The sequence below is a fragment of the Streptomyces sp. NRRL F-5755 genome (genome assembly GCF_001279365.1).
GTDB classification, from domain to species: domain Bacteria; phylum Actinomycetota; class Actinomycetes; order Streptomycetales; family Streptomycetaceae; genus Streptomyces; species Streptomyces rimosus.
Genome location: NZ_LGCW01000295.1, coordinates 219,861 through 232,565, shown reverse-complemented (window position 1 = coordinate 232,565; position 12,705 = coordinate 219,861). Strand labels below are relative to the sequence as shown.

Below are 12,705 nucleotides of genomic sequence, written 5' to 3'. Positions count from 1 at the left end.
GCCGTGGGGGAGGCAACGCCACCGCATGCCGGTGCCGGCCCTAAAGCCGCTCGGCCCCCACCTCCACGATCATTTTCCCGCTGTTCGCACCGCCCAGCATGCCGAGGAACGCGTCCACCACGTTGTCGAAACCCTGCACCACCGTCTGCGCGTCCATGACGCGGCCCGCCTGGAGGTGGGGGACGAGAAAGTCCTCCAGTTCGCGCTGGGCGTCGCGGTGGTTGCGTACGAGGACGCCCTCCAGACGCAGGCTCTTCTCGACGATGTCGAAGAGGTTGCGGGGCGCGGCGGGCGGCCGGGCGCTGTTGTACTGCGCGATCGCGCCGATCCAGGCGATACGGCCGAATTCGCGCAGGCCCTGGATGGCGCCCTCCAGGTGGTCGCCGCCGACGTTGTCCAGGTAGACGTCGATGCCGTCCGGAGCGGCCTTGGCCAGCAGGTCGCCGACCGGGCCGTCGTGGTAGTCGAAGGCCGCGTCGAAACCCCACTCCTCGGTCAGCCGCCGGACCTTGGCCGGTGACCCTGCGCTGCCCACGACACGGCCCGCGCCCAGCAGCCGGGCGAACTGGCCCGCCGCGCTGCCCACGCCGCCCGCCGCCGCGGAGACGAAGACGCTCTCGCCGGGCTTCAGACGTGCCGTACGGGTGAGCGCGACGTAGGCGGTCAGGCCCGTGCCGCCGAGAACGCCCAGGTAGGAGCGGGCCGGTACGCCCCGGTGGTCGGGCAGGACACGTACCTCGTCCGGCGTCACCAGGGCGTGGGTGCGCCACCCCTTGCGGTGGAAGACGAGGTCGCCCTCCGCCAGGCCCGGCGCGCGGGACGCGGTGACGCGCCCGATGGAGCGCCCCTCCAGCGGGGCGTGCAGGTCCCAGCCACCGTCCATCAGCTCCCGCATGTACGGGTCGACGGAGAGGTGGACGTTCTCCACCAGCGCCTGGCCCGGGGCAGGAGCGGGGACGGTCTCCTCGATGAAGGCGAAGTTCCCGGCGGTCGGGAAGCCGTCGGGGCGCGAGACCTGGTGGACGAAGCGGGCGGCCGTGGCGGTCATAGGGGCTCCTGGGAGAGTAGGCGGATATGTGGGGCGGCGGTACTTGGGTGATCTTCGGCCGCGCTCCGCCCACCGTAAGAAGCCGTCGCCGCCGTGGGCAGGGGCCCGCGTCGATGGAAACGGGCTTTCCATGAATGCCGCTCATGGAATACTTGCGGCATGAGCGACCTCGCGCCGCACGAGCTGCGCATCCTGATCGCCGTCGAGCGGGAGCGAGGCTTCACCGCGGCGGCCACGAGCCTGGGCATGACCCAGTCCGCCGTCTCCCATGCCGTACGGACCTGTGAACGCAAACTCGGGGCCGTGCTCTTCGACCGCGGCCGGCACGGCGCCCGCCCGACCGCCGCGGGCACCCGGGCGGTCGCCTACGCGCGCCGGATCGTGCGGCTGCTGGAGACGATGGGGCAGGAGGTGCGCGGCACGGGCGACGGGGCGGTCACCGGCCCGCTGCGCATCGCGGCGTTCCGCAGCGCCGCCGCCCAACTGCTGCCCGCCGTACTGGAGCGGCTGACCGGCCGCCACCCGGGCCTGTCGCCCGAGGTGCGGATCGTACGGGAGATCGGCCGGGGCACCGCGGGGGAAGTCGCCGACGGGCGGGCCGACCTGGGCATCGCCACCCTGGACGGGGCGGGCCCGCCGCCGGGCCTGGTCGGCGCCCGGCTCTTCGAGGAGCCGTACGCGCTGGCGCACCCGGCGGGCGGCGCGCACGTCGATCCGCGGACCCTGCCGCTGATCGACTGGGACGAGAACTGCGGTTCGTACACCCGCGCATGGTGGGCCGGCCAGGACTGGATCCCGCCGGCCACGATCCGGGCCGAGGACGACACCGTGGTGCTGTCGATGATCGCCCGCGGCATGGGCATGTCGATCATGCCCATGATGACCCTGGCGGGCGCGCCCGCCGACGTCACCGTCACCTCTCTGGCGCCGCGGCCGCCCCGGCGGGAAGTCGGTTACGTGACCACGCCCGAGGCGGCCGAGTCGGCGGCGGTACGGGCACTGATCCGCGAACTCCGGTCGGCCGGGGCGGCCCCGGCGTGGGCCGACGCCGGGCAGACCGCCGTGCGCTGAGCCGTGCCGGCACTCAGGCGCGCCGGAAAGCCCCCGGCGTGATGCCGTACACGCGCTGGAACCACCGGCCAAAGTGCGCCTGATCGGCGAAGCCGCTGACCGACGCCGCGTCGGCGGGCGTGGCACCGGCCCGGAGCAGCGTGCGCGCGTGACGCAGACGCAGCTGCCGCTGATAGTCGCTGGGCGCCAGACCGTACTCCGCGCGGAAAGCACGGTAGAGAGCGAACCGGCTGCACCCGGCGGCCTCCGCAAGGCGCTCGGCGGTCAGCGGTTCCAGGTAGGCGTCGTCCAGGAGCGCACGGGCCCGCCGGGCGGCCTGGCGGCGCGCGCGGTCGGCCGGGGTCCGGACACGCAGGGGAGCGGCGACCGCGGACGCGCCACGCCGCGCCATGGCGGTGACGGCAGCGGCCAGCCGCTCGTCGCGCACCAACGGATCCGCGGGACCGGCCAGCGCGGCGTGCAGCCGGGCGAGGGCCCCGGCGAGCGCATGGTCGGTCAGCACAGGATCAGGGAACAGCGGCAGGGCGCCGGTACGCCCGTCCGTGGCGTCGCTGATCATGTCGCGGACCACGGAAGGCCCGATGTGCACAATGCGGTACTGATACCCCAACTCGGCCGCGGCCCGCCCGTCGTGCACCTCGTCCGGGTTGAAGGCCATCACCATCCCGGCACCACTGGTGTGATCGCCACCCCGGCAACGGAAGCGCTGCGCGCCCGCATCGGTGATGCCGAAGGAGTAGGTGTCGTGGCTGTGCGGCGGATAGACATGATCGAAGAAGTGCGCATGCATGGCCTCCACGGGACGGTCCCCGTCCCGCCAGTAGCGCACCCAGCCGTCGGCCCTGGTCATGCGGGCATTATGGAAGACGTTGCGGGGGTGGAGATGCGTGGGGGCGCGAACCCGGCACCGTCCGCGCGTCCGGGCCGCCAGGAGGGAGCGCCCGCCGTGCCGGTCCCCCACACGCGCAGTTCTTGCCGGCTGCGCCGGTGCGGCGATCCTCAGGGGCTGACGGTTGAGGTGCACGACGACAGTCCCGAGTGGCCCTGCCTGCGTCCGGCGCAGATGAGCGAGGAGGGCGGGCTCGGCTTGGTGATCGTCCGCGCCCTGGCCCAGGAGCTGGATGTCCGTGCTGCCCCGGCGGCGGCTGCTGCGCCGGCGTTCAGCCCTGCCTTCCGTCACCGGCCTGCGGCCGGTCCGGCTGCCGGTGCCGGGTCGGCAACCAGCGGAACGTCATTCGGAGGGCGTGTTTTGGGTGGGTTTTCCGGGGTGCTGGTTGTTCGGTGGGGTGTTGGGGGGCTGGGGCAGTCGGCCGGTGGTGATGACGTTGTGGGCGACGGTGGTGAGCCTGAAGCAGTGCTGGCGGGCGTGGCGGCGCATGGTCTCGAAGGCGGTGTTGAGGGGGATGCGGCGTTGGGAGGCCAGGAAGCCTTTGGCCTGTTCGATGACGATGCGGCTGTGCAGGGCGGTGTGCAGCTGTTCGTTGACGGACTCGGCGTATTCGAGGGTGCGGGCGTTGAGCAGGCCGATGGTGGCGGCGTCGGCGAAGCCGCGGGCCACGAGCAGGTCGTCGGCTGGCATCGGGGCGGAAGTGGTGCTCAGCAGCAGGAGGCTGCCCAGGGTCTGCCGCCGCAGCCGCAGGGGCACGGCGCAGGCGTGGGTGTAGCCGGCGTTGCGGGCCTGGGTGGTGAAGTCGTTCCAGTCGGCCGGGGCGCGGGCCAGGTCGCCGGGGGCGACGGTGGTGCCGGTGCGGTAGGCGTCGCGGCCGGGGCCTTCGCGCAGGGCCAGGTCCAGCACCTTGGACAGGGCGGGGCTGGGGTCGCACGGGGCGGGGCTGTGCAGATCCGGGCCGGGGTAGGCCAGCAGGACGGCGGCGTCGGCGAGGGTGAAGATCTCGCAGCAGCGGGTGGTCAGGTGCTGCAGGAAGTCGATGACGTCGAAGTCGTCCACCAGGGTGTCGGCGAGTTCCACGAACGTCCGGGTGATGGCTTCTTCCCTGCTCATGCTGTGTCTCCTCGTACGGTAAGCAACCCCGTGGCCGGGCGGGGCGTCACGGTGGCAGCTCGCGCAGGATGTCGTGGGCGACGTCGGTGACGGGCCGGTCGGCGGCGTACGCCTGGGCGCGCAGCCGCACCAGTGCCTCGTCGACCGCCACGCCCAGCCGGTGGCTGAGGACGCCGGCGGCCTGATAGACCTCGATGCGGTGCACCTCCACCGCACCCGCGGCCCCCCGGCCTCCGTGGGCGGCTTCGGCGCCCGGGCGCCAGGCCAGCAACTGCCCGGCCAGCACATCGGCCACCCGCAGCCCGTCGTGCGCCTGCCGCCCGGTCAGCGGACCGGGCCGGCTGCGGTAGCCGGTCAGGGTGCCGAAGCGGGCCGCGCCGGCCCGCAGCGGCCAGACGAACACGGCCCGCACGCCGAGCCTGCGGGCTTCGGCGGCGAACTGCGGCCACCGCTCGTCCAACTCCTGGCCCAGGTCGGCCACCTGGTAGGGCACCTGATCGAAGTCCGGGGCCAGGCCCGGACCCTGGCCCAGGGTGAACTGCGCATCCTCCAGCCGGGCACTGGTGTCGTCGCTGAACCACACCAGCTCCGAGTTCAGCGAAGCCGCTATGCCTTCCAGCTCCAGCGCCCGGGCACACCGCTGCGCCCACCGGCGGCGCTCCTCGGCTTCGGCGGCCTGCGCCAGGCCGTCCAGCAGCTGGGGCAGAACACCCGCGTCCTCCATCGCGGCCTCCCTGCGACGATGGCGCGCCGACTCCGACAGGCGGTCACACGCCGTACTCGCAGGTTAGTGGCGCCACGGCGCCGCGGAGCCCTGGACGCGGAAAGCACCGTTCAGCTTGGTAGCGGACCTGCTGCAGTGGTATTGCCCGTGTCACCTTTGTGACGGATGCGGTGTGGCGGGCGGCGCCGGACAAGCCGTGCGCGCGGAAGGGGATATGGGGCCGCGTTCGGTGGGCTCGGGGGGAACGCGGCGATCGCATTGCAGGGAAAGCGGGGCTGTACGACGAAGGACCGCACAGCGCCGGTCGGCCGAGGCAGCCCGGCCGTTCCCTGCGACGCCGGTCCGGCGCCGCGGACGGGGTGCGGCACGCATCGGCGGTGCCGGCGCGCGAAACGGGCAGGTAACCACCCGAACGGATGGCGCGACGACTGCACGGACGTTCGCGTGTTCCGGGCCCAGACTGGTGCCACTACGGTGCTCGTGTGCTGCCCGCGGTGTCCTGCCGACCGCAGACGCCGCGAGCTGACCGGCTGTCTCACGGTGGAGAGCGCATGTCCGAGCAGCAGCACCGCCGTTCGGCAGCCGTACCACCCGGCCCGGCGGGCTTGACCGGCCGCTGGTGGCTGTGCGGCTACCTGTTCTGTGATGTCACCGTGGTCGACCTGCACGGTGAGTTCAACCCGCTCGGCACGCGGCCGCCTCACCGCGGCCATGGACGCTGCGGAGTCGGCCGTGCTGCTCGACCTGCGTCCGGCCACGTTCTTCGACTGCTCCGGACCATGGTTACTGCTGTGCGCGCATCAACGCCTGAGCGCACGGCGCGGATGGCTGAGGGTGGTGGGCGACCACGTACCGACACTGCGCCTGCTGCACGTCACCGGTATCGCGGCAGTGGTGCGGCCCGCCCTGTGTACGGGCTTGCCTGCGCACGGCACCACTACGGCCGGGTGATCCGTGACTACCGGGTCGCGGAGATCGGCAGCCTTCGCAACAGCGGTTTCGTCCGCCAACTGCTGCTCGGTGCCCGGCAGGGCTTCCAGCGGATCGGTGTCATGCACGGCGAGGCTTGGTCATTGATCGAGCTTGCGGTCATCGCCGCAGGCAGCGGGCTGCCATCCCAGGCGCTGGCGCTGTGCGAGGAGGCAGCCGCCCTCTTCGCCTCGTACGACAACCGGCGCGGTGAGGACTGGGCTCGCTTTCTGCGCTGCACGCTGCTGCCGTATGCATCAACGGGCGGCGCGGAAACCGGCAGACAGGTGGCTCTGGAAGACTTCTCACAATTGATCCGAGCTGCACATCCGCTGCGCGACAGCAAACTGGCAGACTGCATGCCCGCATTCGCGCTGCTGCTACAGAGCGAGGCGGAACTGGAAGCGGGCTTGCCGGCGTGGCGCCCGGGCATGATCCCCAGCCGTCGCCCGCGAGAGGTCAAAGGCGCAGCGGTGACAGATCCGTAACCGTGCCCCCGGCCTGGTAAGAGAACTGCAAAGTCACGGGCCGGGCGATCGGTGCCTCTCGGGCCGCTCGGACGCTGGCCCGATCCCGGCGGGGACGGACCGGGCGGTGCCCGGCAGGCACAGCGGACGGCGGGCGCTCTTGGTCTTGTGCCGCTTGTGCCGACGCCATGGGCGGCGGCCGAGCATCCGGTGGCCCTCCGTGGCGGGCCGCTGGGGGTACGTCATCGTCTTCTCCGCCCGACGAGATCACGACCAGGGCGATGCGGGCCGGCGGTCTGCTCGCCTTGGTGGCCTGAGTGGTGCGAGGAGGCGACCGGTGCGGCGCGCCGGAATGGGCACGCCGCGAAAATCCGGTGCTCGTGCTGATTCCGTGTTCGGGGAGAATCAGGCAGTGGAGGGCCTGTTCAGCACTGGGGGATGCAGGGCCACGGGCTCGTTGTTCTTGCCGCCCCGGATGAAGACGCTATCGGTCCGTCCCCCGCCGTGGGCGGTGATGTACGTCCACCAATGGTTGGTGGACCGGCCCTACGCCACCTGCTCGCCGATGTTCCGGAAGACGGCGGTGACGTTGCCGGTGCCCACCTGGCCGAGGGTCCGCTCCGACCCCGCAGTACGGTCTTCAGGTGTGGAGGCCGGTGGTGTGGCGGGTGATCCAACTAAGGGCGCTGCTCGTCCAGGTACTGGCCGTGGATCCAGACATTGCGTGGACCGCCCCACAAATTCCCCTTGAACCAGGGGCCCGCCCAACTGGTCACGTCGAAACCCTGCCCCCTGTGCACCTGGCCCAGCGAGGGGTAGTTCGTTCCCGGGCCGGTGCGGAAGTTGACGTTGTTCTCCTGCACCCAGCAGGTGTGCGGCACGTGGCAGAGGCCGCGTGCTCCGCTGAGTGGTACGGAGACGCTGGCTGCGCTCGGCGCGATAGCCGGGGCGGGGGCATTGGGAGAGTGGTTGCCTCGTTCTTCTGTCGGGGTCTGCGCGCACCCTCCGGCGCACTGGGGTTTGCCGCCCGGCTCCTCGACGAACGCCCCACTGCTTACCTCCGTCGGCGGCTTGTTGGGGACATGGTTGCCGGCTGCGGCGGGGGAAGCTCCGAAGAGGGGCATGACACTGAGAGCTGCGGCGATCAGGGTGCCGCTGGTGTACCGACGGTTCTTCTTCATCGTTTCTCCTGTCTTGTGGCCCGGCCTTTGGGGCGGGTGTTGCCCCGAGCAGGGGTGCGCGGCGGTGACGGTCCCCGCGAGCGCGCCGGCCCGCTGGATGACATCTGGCCGTTCTGCTGTGGGGTGCGGAATCGTGAGTCCACCTGGTTCCTCATCGATTGGGGCACCCCCGGGGACCGGTAGGTCGATCAGGACACTCTGCTGGCATGCACATCCGACAGGTGGCGGCCAGACACTTGCTTGGCCAGGGAGTGGGGCTGTACTGCCCAGCGGTTCGGGGAGTGGCCCGCGGTGCCCCTGGTGCTCGGGCCACGGCGCCCTGGGCAGAGCTGGGCCGTGACCTCAGCAGACGGGAATTCCGGGGACGGGTTCGTTGTTGTTGCCGCCCCGGACGAAGACATCGGAGATGTAGCCCATTTCTCCGCTGCCGGGAATGGTGATCAGCGTCCACCAGTAGTTGGTGTAGCGGCCGTAGGTCACCTGATCACCGGGGGTCTGGCATCGGGCGGACACGTTGCCGGGGCCGACCTGCCCTAAGGCGGGCTGCCATACGTTCGGTCCCCAGCGGACATTGACCTTGCTGGCCCATACGTACGCGGTCACGTCCCTGGGGCCTAGGACGGCAGGTGCGGCCGCCTGGGCTGTCGGGACAGCGGTGAGTGCCGCTGCCGCTGCCACCGTCGCCAGCAGGCCGGCGCGGCGTCTTGCGCTGTATGCGCTGGGCATGTGCGTGGCTCCTTCAGGGACAGATGCCGATGCCGGGAACGGGTTCGTTGTTGTTGCCGCCCCGGATGAAGACGTTGTTGATCCAACCGCCACCGTGGGCGGTGATGTACGTCCACCAGTGGTTGGTGTAGCGGCCGTAGGTCACCTGCTCGCCGGTGTTCTGGCAGTGGGCGCTGACGTTGCCCGGACCTACTTTCCCGAGGACCCGTTCCGAGAGGTACGGGGCGTAGCGGACGTTGACGTTGCTGGCCCATACGTATGCGGTGACATTACGGGTGTCGGCGCCGGCGGAGGGAACTGCGCCAGCTGCCGGGGCGAGGGCGATCCCGCCTGCGCCCACGGCGGTCAGTGCCGCCGCTACCAGGTGCCTTCTTTTGGCCTTGGTCATCGATGGCCCTCCTCTTCGGTCGCTTGATGACCGCGTTCTAGCAGTGATGCGTTGTTCAGTGTCTGGGCCCTGGCGGTGAACAAACGGTTCGTGAACAATGCGGGCCTCGGGGGAGCACGTAGGCGAATGGGTCTCGGGGCGCCGTAGGAGACCAAACCCTGTGCCGCCGGGCACGAATGTGCGAGGGGTGGGGTGATGCCTCGTAAAGAGCGTCCGCTTGACCAGGAGGACAGTGCGCTGCTGCGGTTCGCCGCGCAGCTGCGCGAGCTGCGGCATGCGGCCGGCAGTCCTACGTACCGGGAGTTGTCCGCCCGCGCGCACTACTCGGCTGCTGCGCTGTCCGGTGCTGCGGCGGGACGGCAGCTGCCCTCCCTGGCGGTGACCTTGGCGTATGTCCAGGCTTGCGGGGGTGACGTCCGGCAGTGGGAGCGGCGCTGGCACGAGGTAGCCGCTGAACGGGCTGTCGAGGCGGCTGAGGTGGTGCCGGCCGCAGGGGAAGCGGAGGCGCCGTATGTGGGACTGGCGGCCTTCCGAGCCGAGGACACGGACCGGTTCTTCGGCCGGGAGAGCCTGGTCGACGAGCTGGTGCAACGGCTGGCCCGGCAACGGTTCGTGGCCGTCTTCGGTGCTTCGGGCTCGGGCAAGTCTTCGCTGCTGCGCGCGGGTCTGCTTCCCCGCATACGGGCCGCCGACAGCAGGCCACTGATCAGCGTCCTATGTACGCCAGGCGCTCACCCGCTGGAAGAATGCGCGGTCCACCTGGCACCGCACGCCGGCATCGCGCCGGGCCGACTCCACGAGGATTTCGTGTCCGACCGCGCCAACCTGCACCGGGTGCTGCGCCAGATCGCCCTGCACCACCACGACGACGCGGAGGTCGTCATGGTGGTGGACCAGTTCGAGGAGATCTTCACCCTGTGCCACAGCGACCTGGAGCGCGCCGCCTTCATCACCGCGCTGGTCACCGCGGCACGCGCCCCGAACAGCCGTTGCCGGGTGGTGCTAGGTGTACGTGCCCATTTCTACCCGCACTGCACACGCCACGCGGAGCTGGTCGAGGCGCTGCGTGATGCCCAGGTCACCCTGGGGCCGATGAGCAGCTGTGAGCTGCACCGGGCCATCGTCCAGCCGGCCACCCGCGCCGGATGCCGGGTGGAGGGGACGCTGCTGGCGGCGCTGACCGCGCAGGTTCACGGGCAGACGGGCATGCTGCCGCTGCTCTCCCACGCCCTGCTGGAGACCTGGCGGCGCCGGCACGGCACCACGCTGACGCTGGCCGGCTTCCAGGCGGCCGGCGGCCTCGACGGCGCGTTGACCCAAAGCGCGGAAGCCGTCTACACCGCCCTCACCGCTGCCCAGCAACGCCTGGCCCGGCAACTCTTCCTACGGCTGACCGCCCTGGGCGAGGGCACCGAGGACACCAAACGCCGCATCCCGCGCAGCGAACTCGACGAAACCGCGGACCTCACGGCCGTTCTGGACCGTGCCGCCCGCGCCCGCCTCCTGACCCTGGACCGTGGCCATGTGGAGATCACCCACGAGGCATTGATCCGTAACTGGCCCCGGCTGCGTCGGTGGCTGGCCGAAGACCGCGACCGGCTGCGCCTGCACTGCCAGCTCACCGAGGCCGCCCGGGAATGGGAGGCGCTCGGCCGCGATCCCGGCGCACTGTACCGAGGTACCCGACTCGCCCTGGCCAAGGACCTCCTCCACCACGACGAGACCACCCTGACCGTACGCGAGCGGGCGTTCTTGGACGCCGGCCTGGCCGCCGAAGCCGCAGAGAGCGCCACGGCCCGCCATCGCGCCCGCCGACTGCGCCAACTCGTAGTGCTGCTCGCGACGTTCGCCGTGCTGTCCGCCGCGACCACCCTGTTCACCGTCGGTGCCGAACGTCGGGCGACCGAGGAGCGCAACAGCGCCCTGGCCCGCAAGGCGGTGGCGCAGGCCGCCGCCCTGCAGGTGCAGGATCCGGCGCTGGCGGCGCAGCTGCGGCTGGCCGCCCACCGGCTCGCACCGCAGGACGAGACGCGCGACAGCGTACTCAGCACCTCATCGCAGCCGTACACGACACGGCTGGCCGGGCACCACCGCGGCACCACCGACGTGGCCTTCAGCCCCGACGGCACCGTACTCGCGACCACCAGCATGGACAGGACCATCAAGCTGTGGGACATCAAGAACCGGCACCGCCCCCGGGAACTGTCCACCTTGAGGGGGCACACCGCCACCGTCCAGGCTGCCGCGTTCCGCTCCGACGGCCGTGTACTGGCCACCGTAGGCTGGGACCGGACGGTGCGCCTGTGGGATGTCGCCGACCCGGCACGGCCCCGCCGGCTGTCTGTAGCCACGGGCCACTTCGGGGATATCAGCACGCTGGCCTTCCACCCCGCTGGTTCGCTCCTGGCCACAGCGGGCCAGGACGGTACGGCACGGCTCTGGGACGTGACCGATCCACGCAGGCCGCGCGCGCTGGCCGTGCTGAGGAACCATCGCGACAACGTCAGTTCCGTGGCCTTCAGCCCTGACGGCAAGACCCTTGCCTCGGCCGACTACGACGCCACGACCCACCTGTGGGACGTCACCCGATCCGCTCGCCCCCGCCACCTCACCACCCTGACCTCGGCGGGCTACGCGGCGGCCTTCAGCCCCGACGGCAAGACGCTCGCCACCGCCGGGACCGGCCGGACCGTCCAACTGTGGGACATCACCGCGGCTTCGCGGCCCCGCCTGCGCTCGGCGCCGCTCAGCGGCCACACCGACCTCGTCAACGCTCTCGCGTTCAGCCCCGACGGCGATACGTTGGCCAGTGCCAGTACCGACGACACCACACGGATCTGGCAAACCGCCGATCCGCCCCGGGCAACGCTGCTGACCGTCCTCACCGGTCACACCGACATGGTCTCGTCAGCCGCGTTCAGCCCGGACGGCACCACATTGGCCACCGCCAGTGACGACTACAGCGTCCGCCTGGAGGACCTGCGTGCCCTGACCGCACGTCACACCGGGATCGCCTACAGCGCGGCCTTCAGCCCCGACGGCCGGATACTGGCGACCGGGAGCGCCGACCGCACGGTCCGGCTCTGGGACGTGACCGACCCCGCCGCGCCCTACCGCATCGCCACCCTCACCGGTCATCGTGCGGCTGTCCATACGGTGGCTTTCAGCCCCGACGGCCGGGTGCTCGCCACAGGCAGTGCGGATCACACCACCCGGTTGTGGAACGTCAGCAACCCCCATCGCCCCGAACACCTCACCACTCTCCCCGAGCCCGCCGGTACTCCTGGCGGTGGGCCCGGGAGCGGTGTCATGTCGGTCGATTTCCACCCCCGCGGCCACCTCCTGGCCAGCGCCGGCGCGGACCGGGTCATCCGCCTGTGGGACCTCACCCGCCCGTCTCAGGCCCGGCGCCTGGCCGCCATCCCCATCCGCACCGGTGCCCTCATGTCGGTGAGCTTCCACCCCGGCGGCACCCTCCTGGCCGCCAGCGGCATCGACCCCACCGTCCGGCTCTGGAACATCACCGACCCCCGAAACCCCAAGCGGCTACGCGGCATGGGCGGCCACACGGACGTCACCGGTCTGTCCTTTGCCGCACGCGGCGACCTCCTGGCGAGCTACAGCGCGGACCGCACCATCAGACTGCGCACCGTGACGCTGACAGGGGCCACCCGCGAACTGTCGGTCCTGCGCACCCACACCGCCACCCTCCAGGACGCGGCCTTCAGCCCCGACGGCACCAGTCTCGCCAGCGTCGGCAACGACCAGATCGTCCGCCTGTGGAACACCGCCGACCCCCAGCGACCCGTGGAGACAGCACGGCTCACCGGACACACCGCCAAGATCTACTCAGTGGCCTTCCACCCGCGCGGGACCACCCTCGCCACCACGGACGCAGACGGCTCCGTCAAGCTGTGGGACACCGATCTCGACCGCGTCACCGCCCGCATCTGCCGCACCGTCCACCCGGACATCACCCGCGCCCAATGGAAGCAGTACTTCCCCGGCATCGCCTACAGGCCGCCCTGTCCAAGTACGCCGACACACCGCGAATGACCTGGCTTTCCGTACGAGCGGCTCGGCGGCCGCGTTCGCTCAGCGGTCGGGTGGCTTCTTGGATCTGTCGGTG

11 protein-coding genes are annotated in these 12,705 nt (G+C 71.2%); 4 read left to right on the top strand and 7 right to left on the bottom strand.

All coding sequences use genetic code 11. From position 1 onward, the window contains the following. Positions 1-40: 40 nt before the first annotated feature. Positions 41-1,048 (bottom strand): NADP-dependent oxidoreductase, encoded by a 1,008-nt coding sequence (locus ADK86_RS32195; protein WP_053699757.1) that lies wholly within the window; start codon positions 1,046-1,048, stop codon positions 41-43. 159 nt (positions 1,049-1,207) lie between these two features. Between ADK86_RS32195 and ADK86_RS32190 the strand changes: the two genes are divergently transcribed. Beyond that, entirely contained in the window at positions 1,208-2,119 is a 912-nt protein-coding gene (locus ADK86_RS32190; RefSeq protein WP_053699756.1) for a LysR family transcriptional regulator, read from the top strand. Between the two features lie 13 nt (positions 2,120-2,132). Here the strand turns inward: ADK86_RS32190 and ADK86_RS32185 are convergent, their stop codons facing one another. From ADK86_RS32185 to ADK86_RS32175, 3 genes are all read right to left on the bottom strand, one after another. Continuing rightward, positions 2,133-2,969: an AraC family transcriptional regulator gene (locus ADK86_RS32185; protein ID WP_053699755.1), complete on the bottom strand. Its 837-nt coding sequence runs from the start codon at positions 2,967-2,969 to the stop codon at positions 2,133-2,135. A 381-nt stretch (positions 2,970-3,350) separates the two neighbouring features. Continuing rightward, positions 3,351-4,121 (bottom strand): ANTAR domain-containing protein, encoded by a 771-nt coding sequence (locus ADK86_RS32180; protein WP_053699754.1) that lies wholly within the window; start codon positions 4,119-4,121, stop codon positions 3,351-3,353. 46 nt (positions 4,122-4,167) lie between these two features. Then, positions 4,168-4,845, bottom strand: a complete 678-nt coding sequence (locus ADK86_RS32175; protein ID WP_053699753.1) for an ANTAR domain-containing protein — start codon at positions 4,843-4,845, stop codon at positions 4,168-4,170. 669 nt (positions 4,846-5,514) lie between these two features. Between ADK86_RS32175 and ADK86_RS42705 the strand changes: the two genes are divergently transcribed. Continuing rightward, on the top strand, positions 5,515-5,796 hold the full coding sequence (locus ADK86_RS42705) for a hypothetical protein (RefSeq protein ID WP_159394009.1): 282 nt from the start codon (positions 5,515-5,517) through the stop codon (positions 5,794-5,796). Then, complete coding sequence (locus ADK86_RS32170) at positions 5,793-6,302, top strand: hypothetical protein (protein WP_107088616.1); 510 nt, start codon at positions 5,793-5,795, stop codon at positions 6,300-6,302. The genes ADK86_RS42705 and ADK86_RS32170 overlap by 4 nt, the downstream gene beginning before the upstream one ends. Before the next feature lie 656 nt (positions 6,303-6,958). Here ADK86_RS32170 and ADK86_RS44965 read toward each other — a convergent pair. The 3 genes from ADK86_RS44965 to ADK86_RS32160 form a co-directional block, all read right to left on the bottom strand. Beyond that, complete coding sequence (locus ADK86_RS44965) at positions 6,959-7,462, bottom strand: SH3 domain-containing protein (protein WP_234346144.1); 504 nt, start codon at positions 7,460-7,462, stop codon at positions 6,959-6,961. Between the two features lie 342 nt (positions 7,463-7,804). Then, a complete protein-coding gene (locus ADK86_RS43470; RefSeq protein WP_159394008.1) occupies positions 7,805-8,188 on the bottom strand; it encodes a hypothetical protein in 384 nt (127 codons plus the stop codon). A 13-nt stretch (positions 8,189-8,201) separates the two neighbouring features. Then, positions 8,202-8,576, bottom strand: coding sequence for a hypothetical protein (locus ADK86_RS32160; protein ID WP_053699750.1), 375 nt, complete (start codon positions 8,574-8,576; stop codon positions 8,202-8,204). A gap of 195 nt (positions 8,577-8,771) precedes the next feature. Between ADK86_RS32160 and ADK86_RS32155 the strand changes: the two genes are divergently transcribed. Beyond that, positions 8,772-12,632, top strand: coding sequence for a WD40 repeat domain-containing protein (locus tag ADK86_RS32155; protein WP_053699749.1), 3,861 nt, complete (start codon positions 8,772-8,774; stop codon positions 12,630-12,632). Positions 12,633-12,705 lie beyond the last annotated feature (73 nt).